18 protein-coding genes and 2 pseudogenes are annotated in these 19,839 nt (G+C 65.1%); 9 read left to right on the forward strand and 11 right to left on the reverse strand.

All coding sequences use genetic code 11. The features are described 5' to 3' along the window. Window positions 1-18: 18 nt before the first annotated feature. Window positions 19-1,296: an IS110 family transposase gene (locus H288_RS0121640; RefSeq protein WP_020094673.1), complete on the reverse strand. Its 1,278-nt coding sequence runs from the start codon at window positions 1,294-1,296 to the stop codon at window positions 19-21. 146 nt (window positions 1,297-1,442) lie between these two features. On the opposite strand from H288_RS0121640, the pseudogene H288_RS32630 reads away from it, so the two are divergent. The 3 genes and pseudogenes from H288_RS32630 to H288_RS35985 form a co-directional block, all read left to right on the forward strand. Further along, window positions 1,443-1,748: pseudogene (locus H288_RS32630) on the forward strand (transposase); the annotation flags it as partial. 458 nt (window positions 1,749-2,206) lie between these two features. Beyond that, window positions 2,207-2,578, forward strand: a pseudogene (locus tag H288_RS35980) (phosphomannomutase); the annotation flags it as partial. A 224-nt stretch (window positions 2,579-2,802) separates the two neighbouring features. Continuing rightward, on the forward strand, window positions 2,803-2,952 hold the full coding sequence (locus tag H288_RS35985; RefSeq protein ID WP_245274542.1) for a hypothetical protein: 150 nt from the start codon (window positions 2,803-2,805) through the stop codon (window positions 2,950-2,952). Between the two features lie 152 nt (window positions 2,953-3,104). Here H288_RS35985 and H288_RS0121655 read toward each other — a convergent pair whose 3' ends face one another. The 3 genes from H288_RS0121655 to H288_RS0121665 are packed head-to-tail and all read right to left on the reverse strand — an operon-like array spanning window position 3,105 to window position 6,257. After that, window positions 3,105-4,031 carry an NAD-dependent epimerase/dehydratase family protein gene (locus H288_RS0121655; protein ID WP_020094675.1) on the reverse strand — a complete coding sequence of 309 codons (927 nt, stop codon included), beginning with the start codon at window positions 4,029-4,031 and terminating at the stop codon, window positions 3,105-3,107. Next, window positions 4,018-4,995, reverse strand: coding sequence for an NAD(P)-dependent oxidoreductase (locus tag H288_RS0121660; RefSeq protein ID WP_020094676.1), 978 nt, complete (start codon window positions 4,993-4,995; stop codon window positions 4,018-4,020). The genes H288_RS0121655 and H288_RS0121660 overlap by 14 nt, the downstream gene beginning before the upstream one ends. A gap of 2 nt (window positions 4,996-4,997) precedes the next feature. Further along, a complete protein-coding gene (locus H288_RS0121665; RefSeq protein WP_026605180.1) occupies window positions 4,998-6,257 on the reverse strand; it encodes a class I SAM-dependent methyltransferase in 1,260 nt (419 codons plus the stop codon). Between the two features lie 211 nt (window positions 6,258-6,468). On the opposite strand from H288_RS0121665, the gene H288_RS0121670 reads away from it, so the two are divergent. Both H288_RS0121670 and H288_RS35695 read left to right on the forward strand, forming a co-directional pair. Further along, window positions 6,469-7,014 (forward strand): NUDIX hydrolase, encoded by a 546-nt coding sequence (locus H288_RS0121670; RefSeq protein WP_245274535.1) that lies wholly within the window; start codon window positions 6,469-6,471, stop codon window positions 7,012-7,014. Window positions 7,015-7,112: 98 nt separating this feature from the next. Then, window positions 7,113-7,262, forward strand: coding sequence for a hypothetical protein (locus H288_RS35695; protein WP_020094679.1), 150 nt, complete (start codon window positions 7,113-7,115; stop codon window positions 7,260-7,262). 55 nt (window positions 7,263-7,317) lie between these two features. On the opposite strand, the gene H288_RS0121680 is transcribed toward H288_RS35695, so the two are convergent. From H288_RS0121680 to H288_RS0121700, 5 genes are all read right to left on the reverse strand, one after another. Beyond that, complete coding sequence (locus H288_RS0121680) at window positions 7,318-8,556, reverse strand: HAD-IIIA family hydrolase (protein ID WP_026605182.1); 1,239 nt, start codon at window positions 8,554-8,556, stop codon at window positions 7,318-7,320. 10 nt (window positions 8,557-8,566) lie between these two features. After that, entirely contained in the window at window positions 8,567-9,154 is a 588-nt protein-coding gene (locus H288_RS0121685; protein ID WP_043712957.1) for a D-sedoheptulose 7-phosphate isomerase, read from the reverse strand. Window positions 9,155-9,233: 79 nt separating this feature from the next. Continuing rightward, on the reverse strand, window positions 9,234-10,166 hold the full coding sequence (locus tag H288_RS0121690; RefSeq protein WP_020094682.1) for an NAD(P)-dependent oxidoreductase: 933 nt from the start codon (window positions 10,164-10,166) through the stop codon (window positions 9,234-9,236). A gap of 67 nt (window positions 10,167-10,233) precedes the next feature. After that, complete coding sequence (locus H288_RS0121695; RefSeq protein ID WP_026605183.1) at window positions 10,234-11,235, reverse strand: GHMP kinase; 1,002 nt, start codon at window positions 11,233-11,235, stop codon at window positions 10,234-10,236. Window positions 11,236-11,468: 233 nt separating this feature from the next. Further along, a complete protein-coding gene (locus tag H288_RS0121700; RefSeq protein ID WP_020094684.1) occupies window positions 11,469-11,921 on the reverse strand; it encodes a DUF4214 domain-containing protein in 453 nt (150 codons plus the stop codon). Window positions 11,922-12,132: 211 nt separating this feature from the next. Here H288_RS0121700 and H288_RS0121705 point away from each other — a divergent pair, with 211 nt between their 5' ends. The 4 genes from H288_RS0121705 (at window position 12,133) to H288_RS0121720 (ending at window position 15,161) form a co-directional block, all read left to right on the forward strand. Beyond that, complete coding sequence (locus tag H288_RS0121705; RefSeq protein ID WP_026605184.1) at window positions 12,133-13,548, forward strand: phosphomannomutase; 1,416 nt, start codon at window positions 12,133-12,135, stop codon at window positions 13,546-13,548. A gap of 138 nt (window positions 13,549-13,686) precedes the next feature. Then, entirely contained in the window at window positions 13,687-14,040 is a 354-nt protein-coding gene (locus H288_RS0121710; protein ID WP_020094686.1) for a hypothetical protein, read from the forward strand. A gap of 28 nt (window positions 14,041-14,068) precedes the next feature. Then, window positions 14,069-14,821, forward strand: coding sequence for an FkbM family methyltransferase (locus tag H288_RS0121715; RefSeq protein WP_020094687.1), 753 nt, complete (start codon window positions 14,069-14,071; stop codon window positions 14,819-14,821). A gap of 10 nt (window positions 14,822-14,831) precedes the next feature. Continuing rightward, window positions 14,832-15,161: a hypothetical protein gene (locus tag H288_RS0121720; RefSeq protein WP_020094688.1), complete on the forward strand. Its 330-nt coding sequence runs from the start codon at window positions 14,832-14,834 to the stop codon at window positions 15,159-15,161. A gap of 747 nt (window positions 15,162-15,908) precedes the next feature. Here the strand turns inward: H288_RS0121720 and H288_RS35150 are convergent. Both H288_RS35150 and H288_RS35990 read right to left on the reverse strand, forming a co-directional pair. Next, the gene (locus tag H288_RS35150; RefSeq protein ID WP_158684219.1) at window positions 15,909-17,033 is read right to left on the reverse strand and encodes a hypothetical protein; all 1,125 of its coding nucleotides are present in this window, start codon (window positions 17,031-17,033) and stop codon (window positions 15,909-15,911) included. Between the two features lie 1,081 nt (window positions 17,034-18,114). Beyond that, complete coding sequence (locus H288_RS35990; RefSeq protein ID WP_020094689.1) at window positions 18,115-19,839, reverse strand: AAA family ATPase; 1,725 nt, start codon at window positions 19,837-19,839, stop codon at window positions 18,115-18,117.

The following is a 19,839-nucleotide window of genomic DNA, read 5'->3' on the forward strand; positions in this document are numbered from 1 at the left end:
TCTACAGGGTCGTGGTTCTCACGCCCTCACGGCTCTGCTGAGAGGGGTTCTCCCACCTGGCACCGGCCCCTCGACGAAGGGCCGGTAGTCGGCACCGGTCTTGATAACGGCGTGCACCACGCGCGCCATCTTGGCGGTGATCGCGGTCAGCGCCTTACGCCGCAGGTCGGCATCGTGCCGGTCGCGGGCGATGTAGCGCTCAAACTTGTCGCGGAAGCCGTTCTCCCGCTGCCGGATAGCCACCTGCCCAGCCAGCCAGAGCGTACGCCGGAGCCGGGCGTTGCCGTACTTCGACAGCTTGGTCTGGCCGCGGAAGGTGCCGGATTGCTGGGTGGCCAGATCGAGCCCGCAGAACTTCAGGAACTGCCGGTGATGGCTGAAGCGGCGCAGGTCGCCGGCCTCAGCCAGGATGGTCAGGGCGTTGATCGGGCCGATGCCGGGGATGCGGCGCAGCAGCTTGTAGTCGGAGCTGTCGGTCAAGAGGGCGTCGGCCGTGGCCTCGATGGCGTCGCGCTGCTGGATCAGCCCGCGCGCCTCGCCGATGACGAGCCGGAACATGCTCACCGCAGGAGCGTCAGGCGGCACCGGCAGGCCAATCGAGCTGCGGGCCGTCTCGTAGATGTCGCCGAGCAGTTGCGCCTTGGCAACCTTGCGCCCGACGACATCCCAGGCGGCGGCGATGAAGGCCTCCTTGCTCAGCGCGGTGATGCAGGCGGGCGTGGGGAAGCGATCGAGGAAGGCGAAGAACCAGTCCGAGCGGCTGTTGTGGCGGAAGCGGTCGACCTCCGGGAAATACAGCGGCAGGTAGTGGGTCAGGATCCGATGCAGCACCTCGGTCTTGGCCCGCGAGACGGCGTCGTGCGTCTTGGACAGCTCCTGCACGTCGTTGATGCCGGCGGCGAGCGGGTCGTGATACACCTGCGAGGCGCCGATGCGGATCATGTGCAGCATGACTTGGGCGTCCTTCGGGTCGTTCTTGTCCCAGCCGTTGTGCAGGGCCTCGCGGGTGCGGGCGAGCCCCACGGAGGAGATCAGGCGCACGGCAAAGCCGGCCTGGAGCAGGCGCCAGGCGATCGGGCGGTGATAGTTGCCGGTGGCCTCGAAACCGCAGGTCACCGGCTGACCGAGGTCCGACAGCAGCGCGATCAGACGGTCGTGCTCGGCGCGGGTGTTGAGGACGCTCAACCGGCGTCGTCGGCCGGAGCCGGGCACCTCGATCAGGACCTCGTTGCGGGCCTTGGCGATGTCGATGGCTACGAGAACGCCGGCCGGCGGCGTAAGCTGTGGTCTGGTCATGGTCGATCCGTCTCCGGAATGAGGCTTCGAACACCGTCATTCTAGAGACCTGTCGATCGGCCATGACCGCCCAGGGCGGCGCGCTGCGCTCAGCATGGCTTCGCGCGCCGCCCCAGAGCCGTCGAGCCATCTTCCCGATGTGCTACGGCACCGAGTTGATCTCGAAGGCCCTGCGCAAGTGGGTCGCCAAAGCTGGCTCGCAGAGCCAGTACATCGCACCCGGCTCGCCGTGGGAGAACGGGTACTGTGAGAGCTTCAACGGCAAGCTGCGCGACGAGTGCCTACGCCAAGAGATCTTCTACTCGCTGAAGGAGGCGCAGATCGTGATTGATCTATGGCAATCCACCTACAACCGCGTCCGTCCGCATTCGTCGCTTGGCTATCGGCCACCCGCGCCGGTCAGCTTCCCAGATCTGGCCTTCCGGCTACCCATGGCCGCTACCATGCAGTAGCCTCCCACTCGGCTCGGTCCAAAATACCGGTCAGGTCACTCGAGGCGATGCGGCGCGGTGCTTATGCTGTCATGGTCACGGGCAGCGACATCCCCGAGAATCGCAACGGCCTGAAATTCGACCGGCCCGCGGGTGAGATCACCAAGACCGCTGAGGCCGCTATCCTGGCCGTCCTGGAGGAGGGCGCGCCCGGCGAAGGTCAGACCTCGACGCCCGCCACGCCTGAAACCGACGCGATCGCGCGCTATCAGCAGCGCTACGCTGCCGCCTTCGCGCCGGACATCCTGCAAGGCCTGCGGATCGCGGTCTATCAGCAGAGTTCGGTGGCCCGCGACCTGATGGCCGACCTGCTCACCGGCTTCGGTGCGGAGGTGATGCCGATTGGCCGGTCGCAGGTCTTCGTGCCGATCGATACAGGGGCCCATCGTCCGGAGGACATCGCTTTCATCCGCGACGTCATGGCATCGGGCTCCTTCAACGCGCTCGTGACCACGGACGGCGACGCCGACCGGCCGCTAGTGGCCGACGGCGCGGGCCGGATCCTGCGGGGCGACGTGCTCGGGCTCATCACGGCCCGCTTTCTGGGTGCCGACACGGTGGTGGTGCCGGTCACGGCCGGCTCGGCGCTCGAGCATTCCGGCGGCTTCCGGAAGGTTGTGCGCACGAAGGTGGGCTCGCCTTTCGTCATCGCCGGCATGGAGCAGGCGATGTCAGCCGGAGCACGGATCGTCGCGGGATTCGAGGCGAATGGCGGTTTCCTCCTCGGATCGGATGTCACGCTTCACGGCAGGACATTGGCCGCTCTACCGACGCGCGACGCGATGCTGCCGATCCTGGCCACCTTGGCAGCGGTGCGCGCCGCCGGCACTTCCCTCGCTGACCTCGTGTCCTCCCTGGATGCGGGAGAGATGACCAGCGACCGCCACCCAACACACCGTCCGAGACGAGCGCCGTTTTCCTCCATCGCCTTCGGGATCCGGACTTCCGCGCTGCCTTCCTCGGCCCGATCGAATCATTGGCCTCGATCGATCAGCAGGACGGGATCCGGATCGAGTTGGACGGCGGGCGAACGATCCATTTCCGGGCCTCAGGAAATGCGCCCGAGCTGCGCTGCTATCCGGAGGCCAAGACGGCACAGGAGGCGCAGGATCTCGTCCGGTGGGGACTTGCCTCCGCCGCGACCGCGATGTCGGCAAAAACCTGAACCCTCACGAAGTCTCGGAGCCGTCCCGAACATCACAAGAGGCTGGGGCCAGCTCAAGGCGCACTGACGACCTTCGCCTCGCTCGGCGCGGCCGCTCAGAAGGCTACACCAGTGGTCCTCGCGCGGGCGACCTTATGCCCGGTCGCGGCTCGCTAACGGTCGGCGTACTCCGCCGCGGCGAGCCTGCGCAGGCCTGCTTCGAGATCGATGCGCGGACGCCAACCGGTCCAGTCGAGGAACCGCGTCGAGTCGAGCATCTTGTAGGCCGCGCCCTGGAACGAGCCGGGCGGGCTGACCAGGGGGACGGACCAGTCGAGGGCCGCCAGGGCCGCCCGCGCCACCGCCTCGACGGTGACGGGCGTGTTGGCGGCGCAGTTGAGGATCTCGTTGTCGAACGCCTGGTCGGCCGCCAGGATCGCGTCGATCTGGTCGTCGACGTACAGCACCTCGCGGACGGTATGCGGGTTGCCCCATACCTCGAACTGCGCAGCGCCCGCCGCTTTCTCCCGCACGGCCCGGTCGAGCAGGGCGCCGACAAAGTGGCTGCGGTCGGAGGCCTTGTTGTCGTGCGGGCCGTACAGGGTCGCCAGCACGCAGTGCAGGAAGCTCAGGCCGTACTGGTGCGCGTAGGCCGCCGAGCCCGTCGCCAGGACCTGCTTGGCGAGCCCGTAGCCGATCACCGACGGGTGCGTCGGCCCCTGCCCGAACCGCGCCTCGGGGAGCGGCTCCGCCGATTCCGGATAGGTGCAGGACGAGCCCGTGGAGACGAGCTTGGCCTGCGGCTGGAACAGGCGCCACGCCTCGAGGACGTTCAGGTGGACCCGGGCGTTGATCGCCAGCAGCTCGCCCTGGATGTCGTACTGCACCGCGCCGGTCCGCTGGCGGGTCACCACGTGGAAGATCCGACCGGCCGGGGGCGCCGCGCGCAGCGCCCGCTCGACATTCGCCCACTCGGAGAGGTCACCCGCCGCGCGACCGATCCCGACGACCTCGCGGCCCTCGGCCCGGAGCCGCGGGACGAGGTTGCGGCCGAGGAAGCCGTCCGCCCCGATGACGATGTCGCGCTCAGGTCCCGGCATGGTGCGCCCCGTCGCGACAGGCCTCGCGATACCACGCGATCGTCGGCCGCAGCCCGTCCGCGAGTCCCGTGAAGCTCGACAGCCCGAAGCGCTTCCGCAGCCGCCGGTTGGTCGAGCGGCGGGCGAGCACGCCGTGAGTCGCCGTGTCGGGGGCGTGCACAGGCCGGTCCTCCCCGGCCACCTCCAGGATGGTTCGGGCGAGGTCGAGCAGGGTCGTGGTCTCGCCGCGGCAGAGGTTGAGCGCGTCGCTCGTCTCCCGCATCTCTAGGGAGCGGGTGAACACGTCGACGACGTCGCCGACGTAGATGAAGTCGCGCTCGACCAGCGGGTTGCCCTTGATCTCGAAGCGCTCACCGGGCGCCAGCGCGCGCATCACGAAGGCCGGCAGGACGTGCGCCTTGCGCGGATCCGTCGAGTCGTGGGGACCGTAGGGGTTGCTCAGGCGGAAGCTGAGCGTGTGGACCCCGTAGCGCTCGGCGTGGAGGTCGGCGATCACCTCGGACCAGCGCTTCGACCACGCGTAGAAGGCCTCGTTCCGGTTGGGCGGGGCGTTGAGGTCGACGGCCCGCGCGTCGTCGAGGGGATCGAGGGCCGCCGGATAGACCGCGACGCTCGAGGCCGCGCGCACCTCGCGGATGCCCTTCGTCAGGCAGAACCGGTAGAGGCGGTTGGCGATCTCGGCGTTGCCGGTCAGCAGGTCGCTCTGCGCCGTCTCGAACTTGTCGGCGTCGTAGCGCTGCGCGGCGACGTTGACGACGATCGCGTCGGCGGGGACCGACAGTGCCTCCAGGGCGTCGAAGCGCGCGGCCTCGGTCGCCCCCGGCACCGACCGGCCGGAGGGGCTGACCGCGATCAGCCGCGGCACGCGGCCGGCGAGATGCGCGACGAGGTTGCGGCCGACGAAGCCGGACGCACCGACGACGACGACGGTGTCGGGCAGGGAGGTTTGGGGGAGGGCGGTCACGCTCAGACCGCCTTCGGCAGGTCGGTGGCGGTGATCACCTTGAGTTCCGGCACCGGGACGATGAAGGCGCCGCCGTTCTCGAGGTAGCGGCGCTCGCGCGCCAGGAACTCGTCGATGAAGTTCCAGGCGAGCACCAGGTAGGCGTCGGGCGCGGCCACGCGGCCCTCCTCGACGATCGGGATGCGCGCACCGGGGATCAGGCGACCGAACTTCAGCGGATTCTTCTCGGCCGCGACCTGGACCAGCCGCGGGCCGATGCCGAAGGCGTTGAGCAGGGTCGCGCCCTTGGCCGGGGCGCCGTAGGCGTGGACCGTCTTCCCCTCGGCGTGCATGCGCTTCAGCAGGTCGAGCAGCGCCGCCTGCAGGCGGCGGACGTTCTCGGCGAAGCCGACATAGGTCTCGAACTTGCCGTAGCCGCGAGCCTCCTCTTCGGCGCGCATGCGCGTGACCGCGTCGCTGACCGGATGGGCGCCGGGGAAGCCGACATGCGCCTCGAGGGAGCCGCCATGGACCGGCACGACGCTGACGTCGAAGACCTCGAGGCCGTGGCGCGCGAACAGCTGCTCCAGGGAGCGGAGCGTGTAGTAGCACAGGTGCTCGTGGTAGATCTGATCGAAGGCGGTGTTCTCGATCATGCCGCCCAGGTAGATCGCCTGCACGACGAAGACGCCGTCCGGCTTGAGCAGCGTGACGATGCCCTTCACGACGCTGTGCAGCTCCTCCAGGTGGAAGAAGACGCCGGCGGCGGTGATCAGGCTCGCCGGCCCGTCCTGCGCGCGGACGATCTCGGCGGTCTCCGCGTTGAAGAAGCGGTTCAGCGTCGGCACGCCGGCGGCGCGGGCGAGTTCCACGACGTTGGCGGCGGGCTCGACGCCGCAGCGGCGCAGGCCGAAGGGCTCGTACTGCCGCAGCCACGTGCCGTCGTTGCTGCCGATGTCGACCACGAGGTCCTGCGGCCCGAGGCCGTACCGCTCCACGAGCCGGGCCGCCGTCTGGCGGAAATGCTCCACCAGCGTCTTCGTCGTGCCCGAGACGTAGGGGTAGTCGCTGAACATGCTCTCCTTCGGGATCGTGTGATCGATCTGGACGAGCGTGCAGTCGTGGCAGAAGCCGGCGCGTAGGGGGAAATGCGGCTCGCGGCGGTCCGCGAGATTCGGCGGGATCAGGCGGTTGCAGTGCGGCTGATCGGTCAGGTCGAGGAACAGCTCGACATCGCGTCCATCGCAGACGCGGCATGCCATGGCGAGTTTCGTTCCCGTCATCCTACGACCTGTGACATCCGCGGCGCGACGCTCTACGACCCCGAGAGGCTTATCGGGTGGGCGAGGGCAGCGCAACGCGCGGCCGCAGCGCGATCGAAGTCAGAGCCGAAAGACGAGACAGTTTTGCCATCGCGCATATCGCTCAGCCGCGAAGATCCACAATGACCGCCGCGGATATCCGGAAGCACAAGCCCCGAGCCCGAAGAAAGCGATGATCTCGACACCGAGTTGGACAGTCCGCCAATCCCACCACGTCATGAAGGATCGCTGGCTCGGTCTCCGTGCCGACGACTGCGTGACGCCGTCGGGTCACATCGTCGATCCCTATTACGTGCTCGAGACGCCGGACATCACCCTCGTGCTGGGCATCAACGCGGCCGATCACGTCATCCTCGTACGCCAGTACCGTCACGCCTATGGGGGCCCGAGCCTGGAGCTTCCGGGCGGGGCCATCGACCCCGCCGACCCCGACATCCTCGCGGCCGCCGAGCGCGAGATGCGTGAGGAGACCGGCTACATCTTCGCCGATGCCGAGCGCGTGGTCACCCTGAACGCGGATCCGGCCCGCTACGCCAACCGCATGCATCTCGTCCGCGCGCGCGTGACTGCGGCCGGGCCGGCGCAGCCGGATCCCGGCGAGGACATCGCCGTCGTGCGCGTCCCGCGAGCCGAGGCCTTACAGCTCGCCCAGTCGGGCGCCATCGTCGGAGCCGTGCACGCCGCCATGCTCCTGATCGGCCTGTCCGGCACGCGATGATGGCCGTCACCGGATTGTGGATCGTGCGATCGAACCGCTGACAAGACCCGCGCGTTCCGCCAATATGATTAATCATCGGTTAAAGAGCGGATTCAAGCGTGCCCGATTACGACATCCAGATCGTCGCTCCGCGAGATCGGAAAGCCGCGGACGCGGAGCGCGAGACTCCGCCCAAGCGCAAGCTCGACTGGGATCGCGCCATGCGCGAGGCCGCGGAAGCGGAACTCTCGATCCAGTCGCACGACTGAGCGTGCCGGACGACGAAGCGCGCCCGGCGAGGGCCCGCACTTCCCGGGGCCCTTCCTACCCCGTCAGCGCGACCTCTCGCAGGAAGGCGAGCAGGTCGTCCGACCTGAAGTGATGCACGGCGAGCCCCGCCGCACGGCCGGCGGCGAGATCCGTCTCGTGATCGCCGACCAGGAAGCTGCGCGCGCGGTCGATGTCCCAATGGGCCATCAGGTCGAGGATCATGCCGGGCTCGGGCTTTCGCCATCCGTGGACCGCCCTGTAGGCCTCGACCGTCCCGTCCGGATGATAGGGGCAGTAGCGGAGATCATCGATATGCGCGCCGGCCTCGCGCAGGTCGTCCCGCATCCACGCGGTCAGACGGGCGACGTCGGCCTCGGTGTAGAAGCCGCGGGCGACCCCCGCCTGGTTCGTGACGACGAACACGAAGTAGCCGGCCTCATTCAGCGCGCGGACGGCGTCGCGCGCGCCCGCCATCCACTGGAACCGGTCCACGGAACCGACATACCCGTGGTCGTGATTGAGAACGCCGTCCCGATCGAGGAAAGCGGCGGGCCTCTTCCGACGGGCCGGGATCTCTTCCTGGGCGCGGGCGTAGCTCTCGGGCACGCCGATATCGAGGAAGTAGCCGTCGTAGGCCACGCCCACCACACGGCCCTCGGCGACGAGAGCGGGCAGGACGTCCCGTTCCAGTGAGCAGGCCGGTGGCAGGCCGGTGAGTGCATCGCGCCGCACCAGGTAGACGCCGGCATTGACGAGACCGGGACCCGGCTCAGGTGGCCGCTCGAGGAAGGCGGCGACCCGGATGCCGTCGAGGAGCGCGACGCCGTAGCGCGCGGCGTCCGGCACCCGGCGGAGCGACAGGACCATCGCCGCATCGGGGTGACGCGCCGCCATGGCGGCCAAGGACAGCAGGTTCACGTCGAACCACGAGTCTCCGTTCAGAAGGAGAAAGGTCTCGTCGGCCTCGGGAAGGGCGTGCACGACGGCGCCCCCGGTCCCGGCCTGCTCCGGATCGACCGACACCCGCAGCGTCATGCCGAAGCGTCGCGCGACCGGGTTGTCGGCGGCGTAGGCGCGGATCTTCTCGCTGTGGAACGAGGCCAGCAGCACGATCTCGGTGAAGCCGTGGCGGCCGAGTTCGAACAGCAGCACGTCCAGGAACGGCTCACCCGATACCGGCAGCAGCGGCTTGGGCATCGCCGAGGTCAGCGCGCCGAGGCGCGTGCCGAAGCCGCCGCACAGGATCATGGCTTGCCGGACGGGGCCTCCACCCTTCCGCTCTGGCTCGGTCACAGGCCGTCCCTCACGCTGCCGTCCCGCGCGGGAACAGGCTTTCCTCGACAAGGCCGCAGACGATGTGCGCGGCGGTGATGTGGATCTGCTGGATCAGCGGCGTGGCGTCCGTCGGCGCGTGCAGGCAGACATCCGCCCGCTCGGGCATCGCCCCGCCCGTCGCGCCCGTGAAGGCGACGACCCGCAGACTTAGGCCGCGGGCCGCGTCCATCGCCTTCAGCACGCTGGGCGAACGCCCCGACGTGGAGAGCGCGAGCAGGACATCGCCCGGCCGCCCGAGGGCCAGAACCTGCCGCTCGAACACGTGCTCGTAGCCGTAATCGTTGCCGATCGCGGTGATCACCGAGGTGTCGGTGGTCAGCGCCACCGCCGCAGCCGGCGGCCGGTCGTAGTTGAGCCGCGAGACGAACTCGCCCGCGATGTGCTGCGCGTCGGCGGCGCTGCCGCCGTTGCCGATCGTCAGGAGCTTGCCGCCGCCGCGCAGGGACGCGGTCACGAGATCGGCGGTCTCGGTGAGGGTCGCGTGGAAGCGGGAATCGTCGAGGGCGGCCTGGAAGGTGTCACGGGTCCGCGTGAGAAAATCGACGATGGCGCTCATGATCACCTCGGTCCGTTCCCGCGCCGGCCGCCGTGTCGGGCCGACCGGCGGCGCGTTCGCTGCAGGCCGCCCATCCCGATCAGACGTTGGCGAACCGCGAGTTGCGGATCATCCGGAAGCCCTTGATCAGCTCCTTGATGCCCCGGTCGAGGTCGAAATCGGGGAACCAGCCGGTCGCCTCCAGCTTCGCGTTGGACACGATGTAGTCGCGCTTGTCCGGGTCCTCGCCGATCGGGGCCTCGACGTAGACGAAGTTCGGAACGTGCGTCTTGATGCGCTCGCAGAGCTCCAGCTTCGACAGGTTGGCGCTCGACAGGCCGAGATTGTACGCCTCGCCGCGCATCCGGTCGAAATTGTCCATCGCGTGGATGAAGCCTTTGGCGACGTCGCGGATGTGGATGTAGTTGCGCTTGAAGTGGCCCTCGAAGACGAGGAGCGCCCGGTCGGTCACGGCCCGGTGGGTGAAGTCGTTGACGAGGAGGTCGAGCCGCATGCGCGGCGCCATGCCGAACACCGTCGCCAGCCGCAGGCTGACGCCGCGGCCGCTGTCGAGCACGGCCTTCTCGGCCTCAACCTTGGTCGTGCCGTAGAGCGAGATCGGCCGCAGGGGCGATTCCTCGGTGCAGAACTTGCCGGCCTCGCCAACGCCGTAGCCCGAGTTGGTCGTCGGGTAGACGATCCTCTGGTCGCCGCCCGCGCGCTGCGCCAGCGCCACCACGGCGTCGCGGTTGAGCGTCGTGGCGCCGATCGCGTCCTCCTTGCACAGGGGCGCGCCGACCAGGGCCGCGAGGGGGATGAGCACGTCGTGCTTCGGGATCAGCTCGTCCAGGATGCGCATGTCGCGCGCGTCACCCTTGATCGGCTCGAACGTATCGTACTGGCAGGCCGAGAACAGGTCCGGGGCGCCGGACTTGAACGTGTCGAGCACCGTCACGTGATGCCCGCGCTCCAGAAGCATCGGCACCAGGATCGTCCCGATGTAGCCCGCGCCGCCGGTGATCAGAATTCGCATCGTTGCCTCTCGTCGCGATGGGTCCGCGGCCCGGCTGCGGCCGGGCTGGGGCCTGTGAGGACGCCGCTCAGCGCGTCTGGCGATAGATCAGGGTGGACCCGTCGACGTCGATGCCGATCGGAACGACGGACAGCGGCGCGACCCGCTCGATCAGGGCCGGAAGCCGATCGGGATCGATCAGAGCGAGGAAGAAGCCGCCCCCGCCCGCGCCGCACAGCTTCGCCCCGTAAGCCCCCGACGCGGTGATCGCTTCGAACAGATCGTCGAGCACCGCGTTCGAGACCTCACGCGACAGGGTCCGCTTGATGCGCCACGAGGCGGAGAGCATCTCGCCGAGCTGCGCGAGCCAGCCGCTCGTCCCCGCTTCGAGCAGAGAGACGCATTCCTCGACGAGGCGGTAGAGCTCGGACAATTCCTTGTCGATCGCGCGCGCGCGCGTCACGGCGATCTGCGCGGCGACCGTCGTCGTCGCGCGCCGCGCGATGCCCGTATGGACCAGCACCATCGACGCGTTGAGTTGCTGAATGGCGGCAGAACTCATCTGAACGGGCGAGATCCGTATGGCGGAGCCGCTGAAATCGAACCGGTTGATCCCGCCAAAGGCGGCGTGGAGCTGGTCCTGAACGCCGACGTTCTCGCGCAGGATCTCGCGCTCGACGTGTATCGCCTTCTTGGCGAGTTCGATCTTCGTAGGTTTCTGATTTTGAATCGCGTATATCGTTCTCAGAAATCCCACGGTGAACGCTGAGGACGAACCGAGACCGCTCCCTGCCGCAGGCAAATCGGAGATGATGCTCATATCGAGCCGTCGGTTGACGTCGAAATATTTGAGCACCTCTCGCACCACCGGATGCTCGATCTCGTCGATGTGCCCGCAGTGCTCGACGCGGGAGTAGCTCAACCTATAATTATAATCCTGACATCCTATCAAATCCAGCGCGGCTATGATGATGTACTTATCGATAGCGGCACCGACGACCGCTCCAGGCGCCCGCTCAAAATATTCCGGGTAATCTGTGCCGCCGCCGAACAAGCTTATTCGAAGCGGCGTCCGAGTCACGGTCAGCATGAAGGTATTCCGCCGCTCCTATCCGCCCAGGCAGATCTCAGACGCACAGCCCCCACGCGAAAGGCGACAGCGCTCGATTCATCGACCCATATCTCGACTCTATCAACACATTCTTGTGCGCGGGAGACATATTTTAGCGCTTTATCGAATACGGCCTCGCGACGCCTCATATTGCCACAAACATCCAAATCACATGCATTGACCTACACACAACAAATATAGGCAGTTCTGTATTAATTCAGCGACGCACGGAATTCCTCTGAACTGATGACAGTCCCCAGAAGTTGCCTCCGCGAGATCTTTCCCGCATTCAGCTGGGCAGACCAGTGCCGCAGCGCATCGTCCTCCGCGTCCCGTCCCAGAACGATACGGTACAGATCCATCACGAACGGCATGGTGTGCTTCCCCGACTGCTGCTGATCGAAGGCACCGGATTGGATGTACTCGACAAGCAGCAGCGAACGGCTTCGCCCGCGCGGCGAACTTGTGATCACGTCGCAGATCGCGCGGCTCAATTGAGGGGGCCACTCGTCGAGGTTCTGGCGCAGAAAGGAGGCCACGTTCCCAATCGCCTCGATCTCATCGACCGCCACGAGGTGCCCCAGTCGCCGCGTTTCGGCGACACGCTCCGACAAGGCGATCGTCAAACTGACCACGTTCGAGAGATCGGGACCCTGCGAATGCATCCTGACCACAGCCGAAATTTGGAGGTGAGCTCGTAGGACTCAATGCTGGAATCATGGTTAAGAGAGGGTAAACGGTATTGCGCAGAGGCGCGTGCGGCGCCTTCGTGAGGATCCCGTGCGCGCGCCCGGCTCCCGTCGCGGACGTTGTGATGCACGGCGTTTCGCGGCATCAGTGATCGATCCCAACTCAATCGACACTGACGGAACCGCCGTGAGCAGCCTGAGATTCGGTACGAGTGGCTTGAGGGGCCTGGTGACGGACCTCGTCGGAGGGCCGGCCTACGCCTATGCCAGCGCGTTCTTCCGCTCCATGTCGGGCGAAGCCCCCCGGGCAGTCGTGATCGGACGAGACCTGCGCGACAGTAGCCCGAGCATCGCCGCGACGGTGGCGGATGCCGCTGCGGCAACGGGCTTCACGGCGATCGAATGCGGCGCCCTCCCGACACCGGCCCTCGCCCTCGAGGCGATGCGACGCGGCGCCTGGGCAGTCATGATCACGGGAAGCCACATCCCGGAGGATCGCAATGGACTCAAATTCTACCGGCCCGACGGAGAGATCACGAAGGCGGACGAGGCGGCAATCTTGGCCGCTCTGGACCGCCGCGCACACGCCGGCGTGTCGGCGGAACGGACCCCTGCCACACCCGAACCCCGCGCCCTGGCCCGCTACCAGCACCGCTATATCGACGCATTCCCGTCCGAGATGCTGGCTGGCCTGCGCATCGCGGTCTACCAGCAGAGTTCCGTCGCCCGCGATCTCCTGGCCGATCTGCTCACCGGCTTCGGCGCACAAGTCACGACGATCGGCCGGTCCGAGACTTTCGTGCCCATCGACACCGAGGCACATCGGCCCGAGGATATCGCGTTCATTCGTGACGCGATGGCCTCGGGCGATTTCGACGCGCTCGTGACCACCGATGGCGACGCCGACCGGCCTCTCATCGCCGATGAGGCGGGCCGGATCGTGCGTGGCGACGTGCTCGGCCTGATTACGGCACGCTTCCTCGGGGCCGACGCGGTCGTGGTGCCCGTGACGGCCGGTTCGGCGCTGGAGCGTTCCGGCGGCTTCAAGCAGGTCCTGCGCACGAGAGTGGGCTCGCCCTACGTCATCGCCGGCATGGAACAAGTGCGGCGCTCCGGTGCGGCCATCGTGGCGGGCTTCGAGGCGAATGGCGGCTTCCTGCTCGGCTCGGACATCACACGCGACGGCAGAACCCTCCCGGCCCTGCCGACGCGCGATGCCATGCTGCCGATCCTGGCGACACTGGCCGCGACGCGCGCGGCCGGCACCTCGCTGGCCGACCTCGTGACCTCCCTCGATGCGGGGGAGATGGCGAGCGACCGGCTCCCCAACACGCCGTCCGAACGGAGCAGCGCCTTCCTGGGCCGCTTGCGCGAGGAGGCCTTCCGGGTGTCGTTCCTCCGACCGATCGGAGCGCCGGAATCCATCGACGAGCAGGATGGGATCCGGATCGAGCTGGACGGCGGGCGGACGATCCACTTCCGGGCTTCCGGCAACGCGCCGGAGTTGCGCTGCTACGCTGAGGCCAAGTCGGTGACCGAGGCTCAGAATCTCGTGCGATGGGGCCTCGCGACAGCCGCCACCGCCATGGCCGAAGCGATCTAGAGAACAGGAATTGCCGTGCCATCTCGATAACCGGTCCACCTCGGTGGCTGTGATCACGTAAGGCCGCTGTCGCTTGACGCCGAGGTGTCACCAACCGCGTTACGAACCCGTCCCCTCCCGGGCCTGTTGAGCTACCGAATGCCGAAGAATCTCGCTCACGACATTGACACGAAGTTCATTCGCCAGATCCAGCAGCAACAGATCGAACTGTCGCTGCTGCGGGCCGAACGCGACCGCGCCGTGCGCGACCGCGATCTGGCCCAGGCGCGGGCCGAAGGCCATACGAAGCTAATCGACGCCTTGTTGGAGAGCCTTCGTCCCTACGGGTTCAGCCGTAAAGGGTTCCAGTCCGCTATTCGTAGGGCGGCCCAGACCATCCCCGATCACGGCGTTGATTCGGTTCAGCACACGGTCCTGTTCGACGGCTCAAATCGGATCCTACAGACGCGGCACGGCGCCTCGATCCGCCCGTTCCAGACCCAACCCCATTGATCCCAAGTAACAGGTTGAGCAGAGAGCCATGGATGTCGAGCTCCTGACGGTGTTCAATGCACTGGTCAATCTCAGGGACAATCTGGAAGCGCCGCCGCATATCGTGAGCTCGGAGCTCGATTTCCTCTCATTTGCGGCGAAGAGAGCGCCCCTTTCCAACGCGCAGCTTCTACAGGATCTGTGGGCGCTGTACGAATTGAATGAGAAGCGGAACGGATATTTCGTCGAATTTGGTGCCTGCGATGGTATAAGCCTGAGCAACACGCTTCTTCTCGAGAAGGCCTATGGCTGGCAGGGCGCTCTCGCCGAGCCTGCCCGCGCTTGGCATGCGGCATTGTATGATAACCGAAACTGCTACATCACTGACAAGTGCGTTCACAAGACCAATGGCGTCGAAGTCTTGTTCAATGAGGTTGATATCGGCGAGCTGTCCGGGATGGATGAATTCGCAGCAGGCGATTTTCATTCCCAATTTCGTCAAGATGGGCGACAATACCCAGTCCAAACAATCTCGCTGGACCGTTTTCTTTCGGAGGCGCGGGCTCCGAAGCAGATCGACTACATGAGCATCGATGTGGAGGGCGGAGAGTTCGACGTCCTGGAGAGCTTCGATTTTACAAGCTACGACATCGCGCTAATAAGCGTCGAACACAACTTCTCCGACAGCCGCGACAAGATATATGGCCTTCTGACCGGACTCGGCTATCGCCGACGATTCCGGCAACTCTCTCTGTTCGATGATTGGTACGTCCGACCTGATCTGGTCGCAGCATCGACCTAACGGAGCCTGCATGTCAGCACAGACCGCGATCGAGATCCTCGACTCGATGTTCGACCTTTTCAAACAGATGGGCGGCGGGATCGCACTCGACTTGCACTGGCTAGAGATCGCCCAGCGCCTTCACCGTGTACGCGCCGAAGCGACTTGGTCGGGCGATTTGGATTTTGTCGCCACCAAGCTAAAGGCTCAAGCTGCCTATTATGCCACGACCTACAGGCAGCCCAACGGGTCCGAGCATATGCGGCGACTCAACGCCGAGAGACTCGAGGAGGTTGTTAAATGCTACTCGATCCTACGCGCACATCTTGAACAACAAATTCCATTAGCTCAGCATGTTTGAAACGTGCAATTTAAATCGAAAATTGAGATCGGTCCTAAGTCGATCAAAGCCGGCGAAATCAGGATGAGAAAATCCGTTTAGCGCGAGCCGGCATAACAATATAATTGCGCGCCCAATTTAATGAAGGTCTATCAATAAGAAATATTTTTGCGCAGGCGATTTGGGCAAATTGATAGTTAATTATAAGCATTCCAAATTTTTGCGCCCTATCGATCAAAATTGCATAGCTATCTTTGGTGCTTGGGCAGAACCCAGTCAATATTACATCGCTCATAAGCTTGACATCAGCTCGGTGGCTGGATCGCTGCCTGCCTGGCGAACTATTCGGCGGAGTAGGCAGGCTTGCGCATGAGCTTGCGGTAGAGCAGTTGAAAAATTAGCCCTCTCTATCACCAAGTACGGCCCCTCGGAGTTGCAGACCGCCGCGGAGCGATCTTTGGTTGATGGTCCGACCAGAACTATGTACATCACCTGCGCAAATCTCAGCACGCGCGAGGACGATGCAATCGAATCTGAATAGTGCAGCATCGCTCGCCGACTACAGTGCATCTTCCAACGCACAGTCCATGGCTTGCCCGAGCGAGTGCTTGAGCTTCGGCCTAACGCGAAGCTGCAAGCATTGCAGTTTATCACAGCCAGGACGATCTGGCCGCAACCATCCGGGTTTTCTCCCGCCGCTACAGCCGCATATCTCGCGTGGTCAGAACCATTATCGAAGCGCATTCCACATAGATTCTGAAATCAAACTCAGAAGTGGCTCGGGGAAGGATGCCTAGCGTGGTCGCCATTTCTGGCCTCTCCTGATCGAGCCGCCTCAGCTTGGATGTATCCAAGGACCGTCTTTAGTCCAGCGGGCAGGCCCGGAGTGATTGCCTCCCACAACGCGGATCTTTCGGCGGCATCAAGGTTCATGTCGGCAATTAGAAGAAGCTCACCGCTCTCTGCACATGGCTCAACGGCGACGATCCTACTATCGGTCAGCGCATCGATCCCGATCGCGATAGCGTTGAGGGCGTCATCAACCTTAGCTCGGGCCTCCGCCATGATCCCTTCTCTTTCGGCTACCATCCCAGCAACGAACCGAGTGATCTTCTCCTCCGCGATTTCCAGCCGTCGCTCGCGGGCATCCAGAACTGCCCGCTCTTCGGCGAGATCCTGCGCCGCTATGGCCTTGGCCTCGTCGCGAGCCGCATCTACCAGCCGGCCGTAACGCTTCGGATCGAGGTGCCTGGCGGGCTGATCGATCTTGCGCGTGCCGCGACAAAGCGCACGATCTAGGGTCTTCGCGGCGTGAACTGCCCAAGAGGTCTGAAGCGCGCCGAACGCGGTTGGGTCGTTAGGATGTAGAGCACGGTGCGCCTCGAGTGCGGCCGTCACCGACACGATGGTGACATCTTCTTTGAACCGATTTAGTTTTGCGGTACGGGTTGGCGCGGCCACGATGTCCACGACCCCGCCGCCCTTCTCATCGAGATCCTGCCGCCAGGCCACGACGCAGGGCCTCCCCCCGCCAAGTGCTCGCTGGACCCAGTCCACAGCTTGGTGAGCCAACTGAACGTTCCGCGTATTTTGGGGATCGTGCAACTCGCCCGCTTCAGTGATCCAGCCTGGGCTGACGCTCACGAGGATATGCAGGCCGATCGGCGCGCGTCCATATAGTCGGGCACCGGTAGATTTGAGGAAGCCTTCGAGCGCCGTTGAGAGATCCAGCGGATTCTCCGCATAGTCCGATCCTGAGCGGTTGAGCGGCGTTCGAGCCGGGTCCACACGCTCCTTGCTGCTGGGATCAAGCCGCAGACCGTGCGACGCGATGCGAGCTAGCTCGCTGCGGTCTCTGATACGTTCGACACGGACACATGTGAAATGTGTCATGGTTCGCGCCCCCTGGCCTGTTCGTTTCTCTAGCTTGGCCAGGTGCGACGAAAATCGCGATGGTCCTGATGAGTCGTAACCTCAAGGGTCGGCGTCGGACCTCGTTCATGAGCACCTCATGCTTTGAGGGATCGCTCCTGGGCAACATCTCCTGTCCGATGCGAAGCGGAAAAATTTTATCCGAAGCCCGAGCGAGTTCAGGGATAGGTTCAGGACCCACTAGGGGACCTAGTTGAGCGCCATGCCCGAGATCACGCCGATCTAAATTTTTCGCTTCCGATTTTCATCGCCGTCAGCGCCTATCCTCCCGGCATACCGCGAGGTCCTAACCATGGCTGCCGGAACCTTCAATTTGAAGCGCTTCTTCGTTGCGAAGGCAGCGGCGTTGCAGGAGGCGTCCCGCATTCTGAGTCCACGCGGAGAGGGCACCCAAGCTTCGATCCCCATCCTTGGCGACACCATTGGATATGCCGCTGATCTCGACGCGCGGGTTCATGAGGCTCGGACCGTGACCACGAATGGCGTCGTCAAGCGATTGCCGGCCCACATGAAGGTCGCAACTGTCGATATCGGCCCGGCGCTCGACGCCAGCACGGGAGGCGAACTATCGCCATCCACGATTCGCGCCTCGATCCTGGCACAACACGGGGAAGCCGCCCGTGCGGCGATCCTCCACCGTGATGGGCCAGAACCTATCGTCGTAGTCATGCTCGAACCTGAGGATCAACAGTTCCGTGCACGCCGAGCGTTCGATCCCTTGTGGCGTGAGACTTCCGTAAAGGTCGGCGTTTCCGGCAGCGCAGTTTCGCAGGCTGGCGACGTCGGGGAACAAGTGTCTCGAGGGAAGATCCGAGAGAGCTCAAACGAATCTGAAGAAGAAATCTCGATATCAATTACAATCGTTGATGATGACGAAAATTCACCAGAGACATCTAAAAATTACAGTCTCAATGATTGCGCAAGTAATTCGCGGCCTATTCAGCACAGTAGAATGCACGATCGTTGCAGAGTCACGGCTCACGCGGGTGACAGCATATCACCGGAGGGCGATATACCCTCTCCGGCAATCGATCACGTTAATCTACTGTCGCACAGCGAGAATTTCGCGCGCATTGACAACAGCCTCGACCAAGCGAATCAGTCGCCTGACCGAGCCGCCTCGCCAGGATCGTCGAAGCAACGCGATCTCCTCGCCGTCGAGCGGCGCAATGAAGGCGGGAGCGAGCCCGTGATCGGCCGCGATTCCTACCAGAACCGGTTCGAGCAGAGCATCGAGATCTGCGTGGCTCGGGGCCGGCATTTCCAACACGCGCAGGCGATCAAGCAAAGGGGCGGGCAAGTTGCCGATCTCATTACCAGTGGCCAGCCACGAGACACGGCTGATATCAGTCTCCGTCTGGAAACAAGGGTCTTGGTAGGTTCGGGCGGTCTCCGGTTCGAGCATCGAAAGCAGGGCATCCCAGAGCCTACCATGATCCGAACGGGTCGCGGATTTCTCCAATTCATCGATCTGCATCAGGGGGTTGGCACTACCGGTCCGAGCTACCGCCATGATCGGATGCGCCGGTTCCGATGTCGCCCAACGGCGGTCGAGGCCGCCCAGCGATGCGCCGGCGTCGCGCGTCGCATCGACTCGCCACAACCCCAGCCCGAGATGGAAGGCAATCCTGGCGATGAGGCGGGTCTTGCCGGCTCCCGGCGGGCCGATCAGCAGGGTCGGCCGGAACGTGGTGTACTCACGTCCGATCAGGTCGGTCAGAAGCCTGTCGATCGTAACCTGAGCGTAAGGAAATTCGAAGACGAGCTGCGTGCGCACGACTGCGAGATCCGGCACGGCGACCAGCGGGAGCGCCTTGCCGATGACGTGCTCATAACCGCGGGCGATGGAGCGGCCGCGGTCGCTCCCGGTCTCCTGGATCGCCGGAACGACGAGGACGTGGCCTTTGGGCACTTCCGCGGGTGGGGCATCGGCATCCGGCCGCTGTGGCATGGTGTCGACGGTCGCCGCCTTCTCGCGCTGGCGCGCCTCGCTTTTTTTGACGAGCTGAGCCTCGATCGTCTTCCATCTGCGCCGCTCCCGCGTCGCCGCGCTGTCTGCGACGGGTCGCGTCAAGACCTCCCCAACGGGTACGAGCGCGTGGACGAGTGCCACGTCGCTGGCGAAGGCATCATCGGCGCCACAAGCCAAGGTGGCAGCAGCGGCGATGGCGCTGCTCGTCTTCTCGGAGAACGTCAGAAGCGCGTCCGTGAGCGCGTCGTGCCAAGCTGCCTGCAGCGCGACAGCGAGATCGGTCGCCCCGGTGATGTCCGAATCGGCACCCTGTTCGGCGACGCGTCCGATAGTGAGGCGCGTTTGCGCCTCGGCCAGGGCCGCGAGCCCTTTCCGGAGGTCGAGAACCGCTTCGCGTTCCAGCCACAGGGGCTGGGCCAAGCGCGCCGCAGCTCTGCGATCATCGCCGGCGCAGGACAACAGCGTCGCGACATCGGCCAACGCCCGCGCCACCGGCTGATCGTGCTCCACGGCCCACACGTCGAGGAACCGGATCAGAGCGGATCGTCGGGCTATCCATCGACGGTCACGCCACAAGCCGCCTTCCGAAGTGGCCGCCCCGATCCAGGCGGAGACCAGCGCCTCGGCATCCGGGGCGAGGGTGGTAATCTCGAGGGCGAGCTCAGAGCAAGCAGAAGCCACACGCAGATCTTGAGTGAGGCAGGCGCGCAGGCGGCGCGGAAGCATCGGTTCGAGCAGGCGACGTGCCGCCTCGGGGTCGATCTGCAGGGCAGGCGGGGTCGAAGAGAATGCCAT

The organism is Methylobacterium sp. 285MFTsu5.1, assembly GCF_000383455.1.
GTDB lineage: Bacteria > Pseudomonadota > Alphaproteobacteria > Rhizobiales > Beijerinckiaceae > Methylobacterium.